Raw genomic sequence first — 18,509 nt, 5'->3', positions numbered from 1 at the left:
GCATCTCTACCACTCTTCGCTCAACGATTACAACGAAGCGGTAGAGATACTTCGGCAAGCTCAGTATGACAATCTGGGTATAACATGCATCCTCCTATATAGCTTCAAAACAAGCGCGTCATCCGGCCTGAGCCGGATGACGCGCTTGCCTTAACCGAGAAGCGTACCTAATCGGCTACGTAGTCGGCCAGGTACTGGTAGCGGGGCAGGAGCTGGCCGCCGCGGGCAATAGTCGCGCGCTCAATCACCTCGTCGGGCCCACCGGTGGCCAACAGATGAGGCAGCACGTGGGAGATGAGTTGGCGGGCGAAGTCGCGCGAGGCGTTGCGGGGCAGCTCGCAGGGCAGGTTATCAACGGCCATTACGGTGATATGCTCCGGCGCTGAATAAGCCGCGTGCAGCTCGCCGGTGGCGGGGTTGTAGTCGTAGGCGGGCTCCTGAATGGTGGTGCTGCGGTGGGTGGTGGGCACCGAGCCGTCGATGTCGCAGGTAACGTCGGCAATGGTGTTGATGCGGAAATCGGGGCGGCGCGTGTCCTCCTCGGCGAACAGGCGCGGGGCCTGGGGGTGCCAGTAGGCGCAGGCAATCAACAGGTCGGTTACGGGCAGGAAGTTGTGAAACGTGCTTTCGTACTGCTCGGGGTGGCGGTGGAAATCGGGCGTGTCCCACACGCGGCCGTCGCGGCGGCAGTTGTAATCGGAGCTACGCAGCTGGGTGTACACCGGCTCATTGAAATCGAGGTAGAGGTAGTCGTACACGCTTACCCGCCGGATGCCCATCAGCTCCAGCACCTCCACGGCGCCCTGGGCCACGCGGCCGGTGCCGGTTACCACCATTTTAATGGGCGGCAACTTTTTCACCTTGAAAAACTCCTCCTGCATATCCTCCATATCCACGCACTCGTAGGCGGGCTTGAGCTGGAACAGGCCATGCTTGCGGCCGTAGGTGAGCAGGCCGTTGTAGGCCCCCACAATGCCGGCCCAGCGCCCAAAGGCCACAATGCGCCCGCTCTCCTCATCGGTCAGCACTTCATAGTCGATGAGGGTGATGTTACGCGCCAGCACCTGGCGCAGCAGCTCGCGGTTGGCCGGCTGCTTCTTGATGGTGTGGGAGAAGAAGCAGTAGGTTTTGTTGGGCAGCAGCTCGGCCACCGGCACTTCCTTCACGCCCATCAGCACGTCGCAATCGGCTACACTGGGGCGCACCTCCAGGCCCACGTCGCGGTACTCCTGGTCGGCAAACGCCCGGACTTCGCTCTGCTGGGCCACTATCGTCAGGCCCGGAAACTGGTCCTGGGCCTCGATGCACTTCTTGGGCGTGAGCGGCACGCGCTTGTCGGGCGGGGTTTTGCCTTCGCGCAGCAGGCCGATGGTAAGGGTGGGCATACAGGTGGGGGAGAGTGGAACCCAAAGGTAGCAAGCCCGTTTTAGGAGGCAGCGGCCGGGCTGGTTGCCGGATTTATTTCCCGCGCCCTCCAAACCACTTTCGGCGGCGGCCGGGCGGCAGTAGCCTTGGCCGGATACCGGGTTTGACCCAGCAGCTTCCGAAAGTGGCAGGTCGGCCCCCGTGCCCGGCCGCCCTTTTCACCTTAATCTTCGCAGGAAATCAGCTTATGAAAGTATTCCGGAAAGCCTCTCTGACGGCCTTGCTGGCAACGGGGGGCACTCTGGCAACGAATCCGGCCGCGGCCCAGCAATTACCGCCCGACTCGTTGCGAACTGGCGCAGGGGGCGTACCGGCGGCCGCGGCCGATACCAGCCGCTCGTTTCTCGACCGCGTGCTCGACGTATTTGAGTTCGACCTCAACCAGGCGGCGGTAACGCAGCGCGGCGTGTACCCGACCCGGCTGGTGCTGGCCCCCATTATCTCGTATGCCCCCGAAACCAGTTGGGGCGCGGGCGTAGGAGCCAAATTCCTCTTTAAGCCCCGCGGAGCCGGCCTCGATACCCGGACGTCAAACGTTCCCATTTCGGTCCAGTACACGCTCAACAACCAGTTCATTCTGTACTCGGGCTACACGGTTTTCTTCAACCACGAAAACTACCTGCTGCGCGGCAACCTACGGCACTCCAGCTTTCCGCGCCTTTTCTACGGCGTGGGCAACGACACGCCCGATTCCAACGAGGAAGTGTACGACTACCGCTACACGGTTATCGAGCCGCTGCTGTTGCGGCGGATTGTGGGCAAACTGTTCGTGGGTGGCGGGCTGCGCCACGTGCGGGTGGGCAGCGTAACGCTGGAACCCGAAAGCCTGCTGCTCGATGAAGCCGGCCGGCCCCGGTTCGACGGCGCACGCGGCTCCGTGAGCACTGGCCTGGAAACGGCCCTCACCTACGACACCCGCGACAATGTGCTGAATGCCCAGCGGGGTATGCTGGCCGACGTTACCCACGGCTGGTACGGCAAGCAGCTCGGCGGCCAGTTCCGCTACGAGCTGACTAAGCTAGACGTGCGGCAATATTTCCAGCTCGCGGGCAAGCGCCAGCACGTGCTGGCTTATCAGGTGTTCGGCTACTTTTCGTCGGGCAATGTGCCGCTGCTGGAAAGAGGGGCTCTGGGGGGCAATGAGTTGATGCGCGGCTACTACGAAGGCCGCTACCTCGACCGTAACTACGCCGCCGCCCAGGTCGAGTATCGCCGGCCAATCACCAACCGCTTCGGCGTGGTGGGCTTTGCCAGCGCCGGCCGGGTGGCCCCGCGCCTGCGCGATTTTGCTTTCAGCGGCCTGCACCCGGCCGTCGGGGCAGGTCTGCGCTTCAAACTGGTGAAGGCCGAAAACCTGAACCTGCGCTTCGACGCGGCCTTCGGCGACTCGGGCGGCACGTTTTATTTCAACGTGGCCGAGGCATTCTAGGCGCTATTATGCAAAAAGCCGCTGCCCGCTTCGGGGTCAGTGGCTGCAGTGGAGCCAGGTTATAGTGGGCGAAAACGGCTACTGTAATAACAGCCCACCAAAGGCCGTCTTCACCAGCTTCAGTACTTCGCTGGCCTGGGTAGGATTGAGTGCGAGGCCGGTGATAGAGCTAACGAAGCCCCCTATTATCCAGTTCTGCCAGTCCTTCTTTGTGAGACCTTCGGCTTTAACCGCAGCCGTTTCAGTCAACTTTATCAGTTTCTGCCGGGCGGCTTCGGGCAAGGCAGCGCCGGCGAAACGCTGCTGCAACTGCCGTAACTGGCCCTGCACTTCGGCCAATTCGGAGCGGCTGAATTTGTCGTCGAGGACTTCGGTGGTGCCGGTGAAAAGTTGAGCGTTCTATTTAGCAGTCCAAAAAAATATTGCCTCTACCGATGTCATAGTTGCCACTATCTCATCGGTAGAGGCAGCAACATGAAGCGGACAGTTAGCTATAAAAGATAATTGAAGTCGGAATATGCAAGCTGGCTTCGAAAAGCGGCAGCAGACTACTCGATAAACCACCAAACATTTGCCTGCCTATCGGTTTAAGGGTGAAGCCTTTTCGCGCTACCTTTGCTGAAGGCGCTACCCAAGCCTTTCGTTGCCACCCTCATCCACCCCTTTATGTTGCTGAAGACCAAGCCCGCCGATGTGTTTGTGGACCGCCACAACGGACCCGATGCAGCCGGCGTAGCCGAAATGCTGCGTGTTATCGGCGTCGAGTCGATTGACCAGCTCATCGACGAAACTGTGCCGGCGGCCATCCGCCTCAAAAAGCCTTTGAACCTGCCCAAGGCCCTCACCGAGCGGGCGTTTCTGGCCAAGTTCAAAGGCATTGCCGAGAAGAACCAGCTGTTCAAGAACTACATCGGCCTGGGCTACCATCCTACCCAGCTGCCGGCCGTCATTCAGCGCAACATCCTCGAGAATCCGGGCTGGTACACCGCCTACACGCCTTACCAGGCCGAAATTGCCCAGGGCCGCCTCGAAGCCCTCATCAATTACCAGACGATGGTGATGGAGCTTACGGGCCTCGATATTGCCAACGCCAGCCTGCTCGACGAGGGCACCGCCGCCGCCGAAACGCTGCACATGTTCCACTCGCTGCGCAAGAACAAAAAGGCCAAGCGCTACTTCGTGTCCGAGCAGGTGTTGCCCCAGACCATCGACGTGCTGCGCACCCGCGCCACGCCGCTGGAAATTGAGCTGGTTATCGGCGACCACCGCACCGCCGACCTCACCGACGAGTCGTTCTTCGGCGCCATTCTGCAGTACCCGGCCGCCGACGGCGCCGTGTACGACTACACCGACTTCATCGCCAAAGCCCACGAGCACAACCTGTTCGTAACCGTAGCGGCCGATTTGCTGTCGTTGACGCTGCTCACGCCTCCCGGCGAGATGGGCGCCGATGCCGTGGTGGGCAACTCGCAGCGCTTCGGCGTACCGATGGGCTACGGCGGACCACACGCCGGTTTCCTGGCCACCCGCGACCAGTTCAAGCGCGTAATTCCGGGCCGTATTATCGGCCAGAGCATTGACGCGGCCGGCAACAAGGCCTTCCGCATGGCCCTACAAACCCGCGAGCAGCACATCCGCCGCGAGAAAGCTACCAGCAACATTTGCACTGCCCAAGTGCTACTGAGCGTGCTGGCCGGCATGTACGCCGTGTACCACGGCCCCCAGCGCATCCGCCAGTTCGCCAGCAACATCCACGCCCAGGCCCAAGTGTTGGCCGGTGCGTTGGGTGAGCTGGGCCTGAACCAGCGCAACGAGTTCTACTTCGATACGCTCGACATCAAGCTGGAAAGCGAAGAGTTGCAGAGCGCCGTGAAGAAAGAGGCCGAAGCCGCCCGCATCAACTTCCGCTACTTCCAGGAGAACGGCACGCCCCGGGTGGGCATCTCGCTCAACCAGAACACCGAAATTGAAGATGTGCAGGACATCGTGGCCGTGTTTGCCAAGGTGCTCGGTAAGAGCGCCCCCCAGGTGGAACTGCCCGCCGAGGTAGACGTGAACTGGGACGACGTACTGGTTCGCAAGAGCGAATACCTGACGCATCCCATCTTCAACACGCACCACTCTGAGCACGAGATGCTGCGCTACATGAAGCAGCTCGAAAACAAGGATCTGAGCCTGGCGCACTCCATGATTGCGCTCGGTTCGTGCACCATGAAGCTCAACGCTACCGCCGAGATGATTCCGGTTACCTGGCCCGAAATCGGCAACCTGCACCCATTCGCGCCCCGCGAGCAGGCCCAGGGATACGCCGAAATCTTCGCCGACCTGGAGAAATGGCTGTGTGAGGTTACCGGCTTTGACGCCGTGAGCCTGCAGCCCAACTCGGGCGCGCAGGGCGAGTACGCCGGCCTGCTGGCCATTAAAGGCTACCACGATTCGCGCGGCGACCAGCACCGCAACGTGGCCCTGATTCCGGCTTCGGCCCATGGCACCAACCCCGCTTCGGCCGTAATGGCCGGCATGACGGTGGTAGTGGTGAAGAGCACCGAGGACGGCAACATCGACGTGGCCGACCTGGAGGCCAAAGCCACCCAGTATGCCGACAAACTGAGCTGCCTGATGGTGACTTACCCGAGCACGCATGGCGTGTACGAGGAAACCATCATCGATATCTGCGCCACCATTCACAACCACGGCGGCCGGGTATACATGGACGGAGCCAACATGAACGCCCAGGTTGGCCTCACCTCGCCCGCCATCATTGGGGCCGACGTGTGCCACCTAAACCTGCACAAAACGTTCTGCATCCCGCATGGCGGCGGCGGTCCCGGCGTGGGCCCCATCGGCGTAGTAGCCGATTTGGCGCCCTTCCTGCCCGGCCACGTGCTGATTGATGCCGACGGCCGCACGGCCAGCGCCGTGTCGTCGGCCCCGTGGGGTTCGGCCAGCATTCTGCCCATCAGCTACGCCTACATTAACATGATGGGCGGCGAAGGCCTGACGGAGGCTACCCGCATCGCCATCCTGAACGCCAACTACATCAAGGCCAAGCTGGAAGAGCACTACCCCGTGCTCTACACAGGCGCCAACGGTCGTTGCGCCCACGAGATGATTCTGGATTGCCGCCAGTTCAAGAAGGCCGGCATCGAGGTAGAAGACATTGCCAAGCGCCTGATGGACTACGGTTTCCACGCGCCCACGGTAAGCTTCCCGGTAGCCGGCACCCTGATGGTGGAGCCGACCGAGTCGGAGAGCAAGGAGGAGTTGGACCGCTTCATCGAAGCCATGATTTCCATTCGCATGGAAGTGGCTGAGGTGGAGGAAGGCCGCGCCGATGCCAAGGACAATCTGCTCAAGCACGCCCCGCACACCGCCGCCACCGTGCTCGTACATGACTGGACGCGCCCTTACTCGCGCGAGCAGGCCGTGTACCCCACCGACTACGCCCGCGCCTACAAGTTCTGGCCGTCCGTATCGCGCATCGACTCGGCCTACGGCGACCGGAACCTCATCTGCTCCTGCACCTCCATCGACGAGTACGTGGACGCCGAAGAGCAGCTCGTACAGGCCGATAAAGGCCCATCGTATTAATTAGGGCACGGGTGACTAAGTGAATGCGTGGGCCCGCCCGTCATTGCGAGGCGGAGCCGAAGCAATCTACCCGAGCAAACCCCTATAAGCAGCAAGCCCCTGACGTTCGTTCGTCGGGGGCTTTGCGTTTGTCCGGGCTGGTCATTCTGCCCGCGCAGATTGCTTCGCGTTGCTCGCAATGACAGGCTGGCTCACGCATTTACCCACGCATTCACAGACTTACCGCCCCGATACCCAACGCCACGCCCAAGCCGAGTGCCAGCCCGGCCCAGACCTGGGCGGGCGTGTGGGCGTCGAGCACCAGCCGGGCGCGGCTTACGGCGGCGGCTAAAACCGCACAGCCGGCCAGCCACCAGGGCCCCGAGGCGCCGGCCGCGCCGCTGAAGTTCAGCAGTAGCAGAAGACCGAACGCGCCACCCATGCCCACGCCGTGGGCCGAAATTTTCCAGCGAAGCGTGATGAGCAGCGTCAGCAGCACGGCCAGCGTCATGCCCGCCATCATCCGGAAAAGCAGCGGGTCGGGCTCCTGGGGCCGGTAGAGCAACGCGGCCGTAGCGCCGAAGCTGAGCGCGGCCAGCAGCAGGGGCAGGGTACGCTGCCGGCGCTGCCGTAACTCCACCGAGTCGGCATAGCCCAGCCACACCAGCAGGGCCGTGCCCAGGCCTGGGAGGCCCAGCGTGCCGCCCGCCACCAGGGCCATTACCAACCCGCGGGCCGGCAGGGCCGGGTGCGCTGCTACACCCGGCAGCTGGTAGCACACGATATAGAACAGATAAAGCGGAACCAATAGCGGATGAAACACCGCCGATAGTACCGTGGCCAATAGTCGGGGCACGAGCCAGGAGAAACAAACGAGGAAGTGGCCAAAGGTACGCCTATGTTGAACTGCTAGCGGAGAGCCGTTAGCGGCTAGCTTTGGCTGAGAAAACGAGAGCTACCAGTTAATGGCTCTCAGCTAGCAGCTAACCAAAAAGGAACCTGTTACCCCATTTCCGTTGTCCCTCTTACACTGCCTGACGGGGTGAAAGTTGTATCTTTCCCGGACCTGAATCGGGCAGCTAAAAGACCGAACTGGCGTCTCTTGCACAAAAGACCGTGTAATTTGTTGTCAGCCAGAACAAAGCTAACGGCTAGTAGCTGAGAGCTAATAGCTTACTGAATACGTTTATGGGAGTGGAGCAAGACCCCGCGACGACCCGGGCTTTGGACGATGTGCTGGCCCGTCTCGATGCGTTTAAGCGCAAGTTTTACCTCAGCCTGTTGGTGCGCGGGGCTCTGGTGGCCGGCGGCCTGCTACTGAGCCTGTTTCTGGTGTTCAACCTGCTCGAATACTTCCTGTACCTGCCCACCTGGGTGCGGGCCGGGCTGCTGTTCGGGTTTGTAGGAGGCATGGTGTACGCTTTCGTGCGCTGGATCTGGCAGCCACTGGCGGCCCTCACGCACCTGCGCCGCATGCTGAGCGACGAGCAGGCCGCCCGCCGGGTGGGCGAGTTGTTTCCGGAGGTGCAGGACAAGCTGCTGAACGCGTTGCAACTACGCGGGCAAGCCCAGGAAAACGCGCTGCTGGCCGCCAGCCTCGAGCAGCGGGCCGGGCAGCTGCGGGGTGTCGAGTTTTCGCAGGGTATCAACATTCAGCGCCAGACCAAGCCGCTGTGGAAGTACGTAGCCGTGCCCGCGGCCGTGGTGGCGGTGCTGCTGCTGGCTTACCCGGCTTTTTTCGTGCAGGGCACCGGCCGCATTCTCAACTACAACCAGAAGTATAGTCCGCCCGCGCCGTTTACGTTTGTGGTGGAGAATAAAAGCCTCACGGCGTTCAAGGGCGAAGATTTCAGCCTGAATGTGACGGTGGAAGGGGAGGTGCTGCCCAACGAAATCAGCATTCAGTATGAGGGCAAGGAGCGCCGCCTGACCCGCGAATCCGGCAACCGCTTTCGCTACGATTTCCGGCAGCTGCGCCAGAACGTGGACTTCCAGCTGGCAGCGGCCGGCTTTTCGTCGGACGACTACAAGCTGAAGGTGAAGGCCCGGCCCAACCTGCGCGACTTCGCCATCCGGGCCGTGTACCCGGCCTACGTGGGCCGGCCCAACGAAACCATTCGCAACACCGGCAACCTCACGGTGCCCGAGGGCACGGAGCTGCGCTGGGAGTTTCAGACTGAAGCCACCGACCAGCTGCAGCTGAACTTCCAGAACCCCAACGAAACCGTGGCCGCCACGCCCAACGAGGCCGCCGACGGCCAGTTCCATCTGCGCCGCCGCGCCACCCGCAGCCAGAACTATGCCGTGCGCCTGCGCAATGCTGCCAGTCCCAACCGCGACCCGATTGAGTACCAGCTGACTGTAATTGCGGATGCCGCGCCTGAGGTGACGCTGGAGAGTTTCCAGGACACTACGGCCCGACAGTTTCTGGCCCTGGGCGGCAACCTGCGCGACGACTACGGCTTCTCGCGTCTGCAGCTGCATTACCGCATCCTCGGCAAAAACACACCTAATGCTGCCTACCAGACCCGCGCGTTGCCGCTGGGCGCAGGCCCCAGCCAGAGTTACGCCTACGCCTGGGACGTACGCCGGCTGAACATGAAGCCCGGTGACCGGCTCGAATACTTCGTGCAGGTGTGGGACAACGATGGCGTGAATGGGGCCAAGCCCGGCCGGAGTCGGGTGGCCGAATTCCGGCTGCCTTCGCGCACCGAGCAGCGCCAGCAGCTGGCTTCTCAGAGCGAGGCCATGCAAAGCCAGATGAGCCAGGCGGCCCAGGAGTCGAAGAAGATGGAGCGCGAGCTGGCCAAGGCCCAGGACAAGCTCAAAGTGAAGCGCGACCTTAACTTCCAGGACCGCAAGCAGCTCAAAGATATGCTGGAGGGCAAGCAGCAGATGGATCAGGCCCTCGAAGACCTCAAGCGCCAGTTCGAGCAGCTGCAGGAGCAGCAGAACCAGCTCGACCCCCAGAAAAACGACGAACTGGCCGAGAAAGCCAAGGAGTTGCAGAAGTTGATGGACGACCTGCTCGACCCCGAAACCAAGAAACTCTACGAGGAGCTGCGCAAGCTGCTGGAGCAGCAGGAAGACCAGAACCAACCCGACATCCAGAAACTGCTGCAGCAGCTCGAAAACAAGGAAAACACCCTGCAGAAGGAGCTGGAGCGGGCCCTCGAAATGTTCAAGCAACTGCAGTTCGAGCAGAAGCAGGACCAGGCTCTCGAAAAGCTCCAGCAGCTGGCCCAGGAGCAGCAGAAGCTGGCCGAGCAAACCGAGAAAAACGACAAGCAGAACCCCGACAACAAGCTTAGCAACGAGCAGCAGAAAGCCAAGAACGAGGACCTTAAAAACCAGCAAACCGAGCAGCAGCAGAAGTTTGAGGAGGTGAAGGAAGACCTCAAAGACCTCAAGGAACTAGACAAGCAACTCGACGGCGAAAACGGGGCCGACGAGATGAAGCAGGACCAGCAGCAGGTAGACGAGCAGCAGCAGCAAAGCCAGCAGCAGCTGGGCAAAAATCAGAACCAGAAGGCCAGCCAAAGCCAGAGCAAGGCCGCCCAGAAGATGCAGCAGATGGCTCAGCAGATGCAGCAGCAGATGGAGCAGGAGGAATCGGACCAGCAGCAGGAGAACATCGACGACTTGCGCGACATCCTCGAAAACCTGCTCAAGCTCAGCTTCGATGAGGAAAACCTGATGCAGCAGTTCCGGCAGGTGGACCAGAGCGACCCGCGCTTCGTGCAGCTCGGCCAGACCCAGCGCAAGCTCAAAGACGACGCCCGCGTAGTGCAGGATTCGCTGTACGCGCTGGCCAACCGCGTTTCCCAGATTCAGAGCTTCGTGACCCGCGAGGTGGGCGAGATGAACGGCCGCATGGATGAGGCCTTGGGCCACATCAAGGACCGCAACGTGGGCCGCGCCACCAGCACCCAGCAGCAGGCCATGACCAGTATGAACAACCTGGCTCTGATGCTCAACGATGCCCTTCAGCAGATGCAGCAGCAGCAGCGCGACAGCCAGAGCCAGCAGCAGATGCAGGGCGGTGGCAAGCCCGGCCGCAAGAAGAAAAAGGGCTCCTCGGCCGGCGAGGGCCAGATGGGCCGCATGCAGCAGCAGCTCAACCAGCAGATTCAGCAGCTCCAGCAGAGTGGCAAATCTGGCCGGGCGCTATCCGAGGAGTTGGCCAAGCTGGCCGGCCAGCAGCAGATGTTGCGCCAGGCCATGCAGGAGCTGGAGAAGATGCAGGGCAACAAGCCCGGCGGTGGCAAACCCGACCCCAACAAGGACGGGCAGGGCCAGGGAGGCGCCGGCGGCCTCGGCGACATCAAGAAAATGATGGAACAAACCGAAACCGACCTCGTAAACAAGCGGCTGACGGAGCAGACTGTTATGCGCCAGCGCCAAATCCTGACTCGATTGCTTGAAGCCGAGAAATCGGCCCGCGAGCGGGACCAGGACGATAAGCGCGAAGCCCAGACAGCCCAGCAACGTCCGCCAGTTTTTCCGCCCGCGTTCCAGCAGTACCAGCGCCAGCAAACCCGTCAGACCGAGCTGCTTCGCGCTGTGCCTCCCACCCTCACCCCGTACTATCAGCGTAAGGTGAGCGAGTATTTTCAGCAAATGAAGTAGCGTTCTGCTATTTTTACCTTTTACCCGCCGCCCTTCTCTTTTTTACCCAGTATGAAGCAGGTTAAAATTCAAATTCCTTCGCTCGTTGAAAACATCCGCGTAGTGGAGAGCTTTATCGACAACTCGAAGGATACGTTTCACATCGACGACGATATTTACGGAAACATTATGGTGGCCGTCACCGAGGCCGTCAACAACGCTATCCGCCACGGCAACAAGTTCGACAAGGACAAAAACGTGCTGCTTTCGCTGCAGGTCGAGTCCGACCGGGTGCGGTTTGAGATTGAGGATGAGGGCGCTGGTTTCGACTACGACAACCTGCTCGACCCGACCGCTCCCGAGAACATCGAAAATCCCGGAGGTCGCGGCATCTTCCTCATCCGCCACCTCGCCGATGAAGTGGAGTTCAACAAGGATGGCCGCCATGTGCTGCTGACCTTCCTGTTGCCCAGTTCGGAGGCCGATGGAGAGGCTGAAGAGCGCCATTCGACCATCAACGGTGCCGAGGCTCCGGCTGCCCGCTAGGTTTCAACCCGGCTGGTTCTGCTTTTCCTTTGCCTGATCTTTCAATCTCCAGTTTTCGGCTGCCATGAGCGACCTGCCCACCGAGTTCGATGAGTTAGATGAGCCGGGACCCGGTGCCGAATCGCATGGCATCGAGTTTATGGTGGAAGAGGTGGATTTTGAGCTCGACGACGCCCGCGAACTAACCTCCTGGATTGAGCGCGTGGCCGAAGTGCACGAGCACGAAATCGTGCAACTCACGTACATCTTCTGCTCCGATGAGTACCTGCATAAGGTGAACGTGGAGTACCTCGACCACGACACCTACACCGACGTCATCTCGTTCGACAACGCCGACGACGCCGATATGCTCGAAGGCGACATCTTTATCTCGGTAGATCGGGTGCGCGAAAACGCCGTCACCCACGGCGTCACTTTCCGCGACGAGCTGCACCGCGTGATGATTCATGGTGTGCTGCACCTGCTCGGCTACGCCGATAAGGACCTGCTCAGCCAGACCGCTATGCGCAAAAAGGAAGACGACTGCCTGCTGCTCCGCACGTTTTAATCTTCCTTTGATTTGATTTGAAAACGCCTGCCGAAACGCGGGCGTTTTTTGTTCTACCGGCACCCCCCGTATGTCTGCCACGCCGCCGCTTGTCGTTCCCGGCCGGGCCCTGGATTTCTATCTGAGCCAGGGCTACTACCGCATGCACCAGGACCTATTTACCTGCCTGTTTCTGCCGGTGGGAGAGAAGGTGTACACAGTGCATTGGCTCCGCATGGTGCTGGCTGATGTGAAGTACGGTCCGGTTCAGCGCCGCCTATTGCGCCAAGCCGAGCGGTTCACGCTGCAGCTACGACCGTTAGAACTGACAAACGAATTGGAGGAACTCTACGCCCGCTACCGCCAAAGCATCAGCTTCGACGCGCCCGATACTGTGGAAACCTTCCTGCTGAACGGGGCTACCCACAACGTTTTCCAGACCGAAGTGCTGGAAGTGCGCGACGCGGGCCGGCTGGTGGCGGCCGGCATTTTCGACGCGGGCGAGCGGACGATGGCAGGCATCATGAACTTCTACGACCCTGACTACCGCAAATTCAGCCCCGGCAAGCTGCTGATGTTGCTGAAGCTGGAGGAAGCCCGCCGCCGCCATTACACGCACTATTACCCCGGTTACCTAGTCTACGGCTACCCCAAATTCGACTACAAACTGTTTCCCTGCCCGGCCGCCACGGAGGTATTCGACTGCCTGCGCGAGGAGTGGTACCCATTTTCCTGGGAGCGGGTGGACGCCCAGAATTCTGTGTTGACAGGAGTTTGAACTCGATTGAACGACGTAGGGGCGGGGCTTTCCCCCGCCCCTACGTCGTTCAACGATTTGCGTTGAACAAAACCCGCTTGAGTTATTCCGGCGGTTTGTTCTTACGGCGGGCGGGGACAAGCCCCGCCCCTACGTCGTTCATCAAAGCCAACCGCTAGCAAAAAGGCGGTAAATTTGCGGCTGTCAATCCGCGTTGAACTCTTTCCGGCGCAGGCAGATTAACCAACTATGTTTCAGCAAGAAGATTACGATGTGATTGTGGTGGGCGCGGGCCACGCGGGCTGCGAGGCCGCCGCCGCCGCCGCTAAGCTGGGCTCCAAAGTCCTGCTGGTGACCATGAACATGAACACCATCGCCCAGATGTCGTGCAACCCGGCGATGGGCGGCGTGGCCAAGGGCCAGATTGTGCGCGAGGTGGACGCGCTGGGCGGTATGTCGGGCATCATCACCGACAAAACCATGATTCAGTTTCGGATGCTGAACCGCTCCAAGGGCCCCGCCATGTGGAGCCCGCGGGCGCAATCGGACCGGATGCGCTTTGCCGAGGAGTGGCGCCTGGCGCTGGAGCAAACGCCCAACGTGGATTTTTGGCAGGAGGCCGTAACCGGTTTGCTGGTGGAAGACGGCGTGTGCGTGGGCGTGAAAACCCAGTTGGGCATCGACTTCCGGGCTAAGTCGGTGGTGCTGACTAATGGCACTTTCCTCAACGGGCTCATCCACATTGGTGAGAAGCAATTTGGTGGGGGCCGCATGGCCGAGAAGGGTAGCACCGGCCTCACCGAGCAACTGCTGGAGCTGGGGTTCGAGGCGGGTCGTATGAAAACCGGCACCCCGCCCCGGGTAGACGGCCGCAGCCTCGACTACAGCAAAATGGAGGAGCAGCCCGGCGACGAGGTGCCCGGCAAGTTCAGCTACCTCGATACGCCCGTGCTGCCCAAGCAGCGTCCCTGCCACATCACCTACACCAACCCTGAAGTCCACGAAATCCTGAAGGAGGGCTTCGAGAAGTCGCCTATGTTTCAGGGGCGTATAAAGGGGCTGGGGCCGCGCTACTGCCCGAGCGTGGAGGACAAAATCAACCGCTTCGCCGACAAGGACCGCCACCAGATTTTCGTGGAGCCTGAGGGCTGGAACACGGTGGAAGTGTACGTGAACGGCTTTTCAAGCAGTCTGCCCGAAGACGTGCAGTACCGCGCCCTACGCAAAATTGCCGGCTTCGAGAATGCCAAGATGTTCCGGCCCGGCTACGCCATCGAGTACGACTTCTTCCCGCCGACGCAGCTTCACCTCACGCTGGAAACCAAACGGGTGGCCAACCTGTACTTTGCGGGCCAGATAAACGGTACCACCGGCTACGAGGAAGCCGCCTGCCAGGGCCTGATGGCTGGCATCAACGCCCACCGTAAGGTACACGGCGAGGCCCCGTTCGTGCTTTCGCGTAGCCAGGCCTACATCGGTGTACTCATTGATGACTTGGTGAACAAGGGCACCGACGAGCCCTACCGCATGTTCACGAGCCGCGCCGAGCACCGCCTGCTGCTGCGCCAGGACAACGCCGACCTGCGCCTGACCCCGTTGGGCTACGAGTTGGGTCTGGCCTCGGAAGAACGCATGGAGCGCGTGCGCGAAAAGGAGCAGCAGACCAAGGAAGTCGCCAAGCTGCTGAAGAACTTCGGCATCGAAGCCGCCGACATTAACGGCTGGCTCACGGAAATAGGCTCGGCCGAAATCAGCGAGAAAACCCGCGCCGTGAACCTGCTGCGCCGCCCCGGCGTGGAGCTTCCGGCTTTGGCCGTGGCTTTGCCCGGCCTCGCGCTGGCGCTGGCACCTTACCGCCCCGACGCGCTGGAGCAGGCCGAAATTCTGGTGAAATACGAAGCCTATCTGGAGAAGGAGCATCAGCAGGCTGCCCGCATGCAGGAGCTGGAGAACTTCATCATCCAGGGTCGTCTCGACTACCAGGCCATGCCCGCCCTCTCGCACGAAGCCCGCGAAAAGCTGCTCAAGATTCAGCCCGAAACCCTGGGCCAAGCCAGCCGCATCAGTGGCGTAAGCCCCGCCGATGTGTCGGTGCTGATGGTGTATCTGGGCCGGTAAATAAGTAACCGGAAACCACAAGAACTGTCATTCTTCGCTCCGCTCAGAATGACAGTTCTTTTTTCAGCAGCTCTTATGGTACTGCCAACCGGCCGCCGTTTCTTTCCGATTCGGCGGCCGGTTTGGTTTTGTACCTTCGTCTTACGGCTGACATCCAGACCCAACCCGGTCGTTGCAATCAGCGAAATCAACCTAATCAGCGAGAATCAGTGATTTACGAGCGTTTGGATACCTGCCCGGTGTGCGGCAAAACGGAGCTGCGCAACAAGCTGGTGGTGGAGGATAGGTCGGTGAGCCACGAGAGTTTCGCCATCCAGCAGTGCGCGGCCTGCACGTTTCAGTTCACCAACCCCCGGCCCGACGCGGCGCATATCGGGCGCTATTACGAGTCGGACGAGTATGTTTCGCACAACAGCGGGGCGGGCGGGCTCATCAATCAGGCGTACAAAGTAGCGCGGGTTTTTACCATGCGCCGCAAGGTGAGCCTGCTGAACAAGCTGGTACCAAGCGGTGGTAAGCTGCTCGATTATGGCTGCGGCACGGGCCACTTTCTGGCGGCTGCCAAAGCCGATGGCTGGCAGGTAGCCGGCTGGGAACCCAACCCCGGAGCCCGTGAGGAGGCCAGCCGTCGGGTGGGTCAGCCCATTGGCCTGGCCGGGCTGGTCGATTTTCAGGAGGCTTCGTTTGATGCCATTACGCTCTGGCACGTGCTCGAACATGTGCACGAGCTCAACGACACGCTCAAGCAGCTCATCCGGCTGCTACGGCCCGGCGGCACGCTGGTTATTGCCGTGCCCAACGTAGAAAGCCTCGACGCCCAGCACTACGGTCCCGACTGGGCCGCCTACGACGTGCCGCGTCACCTCTACCATTTCAGCCCGAAAACCATGAAGCTGCTGCTTAAAAAGCACCGGCTGCAGGTGGAGCAGGAGCTGCCCATGCCGCTGGATGCCTACTACGTAAGTATGCTTAGCGAAAAGCACCGGGGCGGCCAGCGCGGTGGTCTGCTTTCGGTTTTAAAAACCGGCTACAACTCCAACCAGTACGCCGCCCGCCACGAGGGCCAGTACAGCAGCGTGATGTACGTAGCCCGCAAGCGGTAGGAGAGGGATTGGATAAAGTAGGAAGCTTACAGATACGATAATGTCATGCTGAGCTTGCCGAAGCATCTCTACCGCTTCGTAGCAATCGTTCGACGAAGCGGTAGAGATGCTTCGGCAAGCTCAGCATGACGTTCTCCTTATCTGCAATTAGTTTCCCACTTCCTCGTTTCCACAATCCGCGTACTCTTTTCAATCTGCACACCCCGCAATGCGCATAGCTTTCCTTCTGATTACGGCCGGAACCCTGGGCAGCTGCGCGGCCATCAGCTCGCCCGAGGGCGGTGCCCGCGACACTACGCTGCCCAAGCTCATCAGTTCCACACCTGCCAACGGCGCCCGCAATGTAACGGGGCAGAGTATCCGGCTGGAATTTTCGGAGCAGGTACAGCTGACGGACCTGGCCAAGAACCTGCTCGTAGCTCCGGTACTCGACCCAGCCAACACCTACAAAATCCGGGAAGACCGCACCTCCGTTACGCTTACCTTCGAGCAGCCCTTCCGGCCCAATACCACCTACTCGTTCAATTTCGGCGAGGCCATCAGCGACATCACCGAGAAGAACAAGGCGGCTAACGTTTCGGTCAGCTTCAGCACCGGGGCCCAGCTCGATTCGGGCGCGGTGCGGGGCAGCGTGGTGGGCCTGCTGAGCCAGCAGCCGGCTGAAGGCGTGTCGGTGCTGCTTTATCCGGAAGCGGATACCTCGGACATCAAGCGGGGCGTGCCTACCTACCTGGCCCGCACCGATAAGCAGGGTGATTTTACGTTCCGCTACCTGAAAGAAGGCCGCTACCGCGCCTATGCGCTGGCCGACAAGAACCAGACGAACCGTTACGAGGAGCCCGAGGCCATCGGTTACCAACCCGGCGGTGAGCTGCTGACGGTAGGCCCCCGGCCCGACACGCTGCGCTTCGTGCTGACCAAGCCCGACAGCCGCCGCCCGCTCGTCACGACCCAGAAAAGCGCGGCCACTGACCAGCGCATCAGCTATAACGAGGGCCTGCTGACGGCTACGCTCGCGCCGCTGGGCAACGCCACTACGCCGCCACCAGCCCTGCAGGAGGCCGTGCAGCTGACTGAGCGTAACCGCACGGCCGTTCTGTACCGCACGGCCGGCCTCACCGAAGGCCGCTACCTGCTGGCCGCCACCGACAGCGCCGGCAACGTGGCCCGCGATACTATTGCGGTGAAGTTTGCCGACCCCCCGACCAAGGCACCCAAGCCGGTACCGGCCTACACCATAGAGGGTAGCCCTAAGGAAGTATACCGCCAGGGCCAGGTAAAATTCGTGTTCACCGAGCCCATTCGACTTGACCCCAAGAAGCCTATTGGTACGCTGGTAGAAGACTCGTTGAAGCGCCGCCCGCTGCGCCTGCCGCAGGATGGTAGCCTCAGCCCCGACCGCTCCACGCTAACCGTTAACCTCGATACCAAGGCCCAGAAAACCGTGACGTTGCTGCTCGATAGCACGGCCATCCAAAGCATCACGGGCCGGCTGTTGGGGCTGCGGCCGCTCAAGCTCAAGGTAGTCGACCAGACTACTACCGGCACGCTTAGCGGCCCCATCCAGACCACGGCCAAGCGCTACTGGGTGCAGCTGCTCGATGAAAAGGGCCAGGTGCTGCTCAGCCTCGACACGCCCAAAGGCAGCTTCCGCTTCGATAACATCGCGCCCGCCACCTACCGTCTGCGCGTACTCATCGACAGCAACCAGGACGGCCGCTGGCAGGGCGGCGACCCGGACCTCAAGGCCGCGCCCGAGCCGGTTTTCCTCTTCCCCAAGCCCCTCACCATCCGCTCGAATTTCGACAACGTGGAAACCCTGATCTTCTGAAGCTACCCTCTACGGCTCCAGTCCCAAAGCAAAAGCCCGAATCCGGATGACGGATTCGGGCTTTTGCTTTGGGACTGAGCAGTCCGGCAGAAGCAGCGTATCTGTTCCGTGGGCCAACTGAGTGCCGTGGGTTGGTAGTTATAGGGTAGTGGCTACCCAGACTTGGACAGAGGTTGTGGCTGGATATCGGTAATAGCGCCCCACCAGCTTACGAGGGCCGGCTGGCCAGTCATATTCCTATTTCGCGCTATATAGGGGTTGAGCTTGAAAGATATCCACAGCGCAAAACAGCAAATGGGTGCTACCAGTGGCTTTTTGCCAACTCCAGCCAGAGCTAATCCACATAGTTTTCCACGGCTGTAGCGCTTGCACGCATAATCTGTGGATAATGGTGGGGAAACATGGGGATAATGCGTGGAGAAGTTGCGGACATCTTTTTTTGGTAGTTCAGCCGCCCCGACACCCCTGTTATCCACCTTAGAGACGGTGGATAAGGGTGGATAACTATCCCCCGAAAATCCCACTATCCACATCGGTCCGGGGCTGTGGATTGTGGATATCGGGATAAGTGCTGTGGATTGTGAAAAACTCTGATA

The 18,509-nt window shown here is 60.8% G+C and carries 12 protein-coding genes; 9 read left to right on the top strand and 3 right to left on the bottom strand.

The window, feature by feature from the left end; genetic code table 11:
* Positions 1–167: 167 nt before the first annotated feature.
* Positions 168–1,385 (bottom strand): NAD(P)-dependent oxidoreductase, encoded by a 1,218-nt coding sequence (locus HW556_RS01995; protein ID WP_176897484.1) that lies wholly within the window; start codon positions 1,383–1,385, stop codon positions 168–170.
* A 227-nt stretch (positions 1,386–1,612) separates the two neighbouring features.
* Here HW556_RS01995 and HW556_RS01990 point away from each other — a divergent pair, with 227 nt between their 5' ends.
* Positions 1,613–2,854: a BamA/TamA family outer membrane protein gene (locus HW556_RS01990; RefSeq protein ID WP_176897483.1), complete on the top strand. Its 1,242-nt coding sequence runs from the start codon at positions 1,613–1,615 to the stop codon at positions 2,852–2,854.
* Between the two features lie 78 nt (positions 2,855–2,932).
* Here the strand turns inward: HW556_RS01990 and HW556_RS01985 are convergent, their stop codons facing one another.
* On the bottom strand, positions 2,933–3,193 hold the full coding sequence (locus tag HW556_RS01985) for a hypothetical protein (protein WP_176897482.1): 261 nt from the start codon (positions 3,191–3,193) through the stop codon (positions 2,933–2,935).
* Positions 3,194–3,520: 327 nt separating this feature from the next.
* Here HW556_RS01985 and gcvP point away from each other — a divergent pair, with 327 nt between their 5' ends.
* On the top strand, positions 3,521–6,445 hold the full coding sequence (gene gcvP, locus HW556_RS01980; protein WP_176897481.1) for an aminomethyl-transferring glycine dehydrogenase: 2,925 nt from the start codon (positions 3,521–3,523) through the stop codon (positions 6,443–6,445).
* 211 nt (positions 6,446–6,656) lie between these two features.
* Here the strand turns inward: gcvP and HW556_RS01975 are convergent, their stop codons facing one another.
* A complete protein-coding gene (locus HW556_RS01975; RefSeq protein WP_176897480.1) occupies positions 6,657–7,280 on the bottom strand; it encodes a hypothetical protein in 624 nt (207 codons plus the stop codon).
* Between the two features lie 332 nt (positions 7,281–7,612).
* On the opposite strand from HW556_RS01975, the gene HW556_RS01970 reads away from it, so the two are divergent.
* From HW556_RS01970 to HW556_RS01940, 7 genes are all read left to right on the top strand, one after another.
* The gene (locus HW556_RS01970) at positions 7,613–11,053 is read left to right on the top strand and encodes a DUF4175 family protein (protein ID WP_176897478.1); all 3,441 of its coding nucleotides are present in this window, start codon (positions 7,613–7,615) and stop codon (positions 11,051–11,053) included.
* A 51-nt stretch (positions 11,054–11,104) separates the two neighbouring features.
* Positions 11,105–11,578, top strand: a complete 474-nt coding sequence (locus HW556_RS01965; RefSeq protein WP_176897477.1) for an ATP-binding protein — start codon at positions 11,105–11,107, stop codon at positions 11,576–11,578.
* A gap of 64 nt (positions 11,579–11,642) precedes the next feature.
* A complete protein-coding gene (gene ybeY, locus HW556_RS01960; RefSeq protein ID WP_176897475.1) occupies positions 11,643–12,125 on the top strand; it encodes an rRNA maturation RNase YbeY in 483 nt (160 codons plus the stop codon).
* A gap of 70 nt (positions 12,126–12,195) precedes the next feature.
* Positions 12,196–12,882, top strand: a complete 687-nt coding sequence (locus tag HW556_RS01955) for a GNAT family N-acetyltransferase (RefSeq protein WP_176897474.1) — start codon at positions 12,196–12,198, stop codon at positions 12,880–12,882.
* 228 nt (positions 12,883–13,110) lie between these two features.
* The gene (gene mnmG, locus HW556_RS01950; protein ID WP_176897473.1) at positions 13,111–14,979 is read left to right on the top strand and encodes a tRNA uridine-5-carboxymethylaminomethyl(34) synthesis enzyme MnmG; all 1,869 of its coding nucleotides are present in this window, start codon (positions 13,111–13,113) and stop codon (positions 14,977–14,979) included.
* Between the two features lie 224 nt (positions 14,980–15,203).
* Entirely contained in the window at positions 15,204–16,082 is an 879-nt protein-coding gene (locus tag HW556_RS01945; RefSeq protein WP_218136845.1) for a class I SAM-dependent methyltransferase, read from the top strand.
* A gap of 208 nt (positions 16,083–16,290) precedes the next feature.
* Positions 16,291–17,913 (top strand): Ig-like domain-containing protein, encoded by a 1,623-nt coding sequence (locus tag HW556_RS01940; RefSeq protein ID WP_176897471.1) that lies wholly within the window; start codon positions 16,291–16,293, stop codon positions 17,911–17,913.
* The last annotated feature ends 596 nt before the right edge of the window (positions 17,914–18,509 follow it).

This window comes from Hymenobacter terrestris, from assembly GCF_013377905.1.
Lineage (GTDB): Bacteria > Bacteroidota > Bacteroidia > Cytophagales > Hymenobacteraceae > Hymenobacter > Hymenobacter terrestris.
Note: the sequence above shows the minus strand (reverse complement) of the source record. Positions and strands in the feature narration are given on the sequence as shown.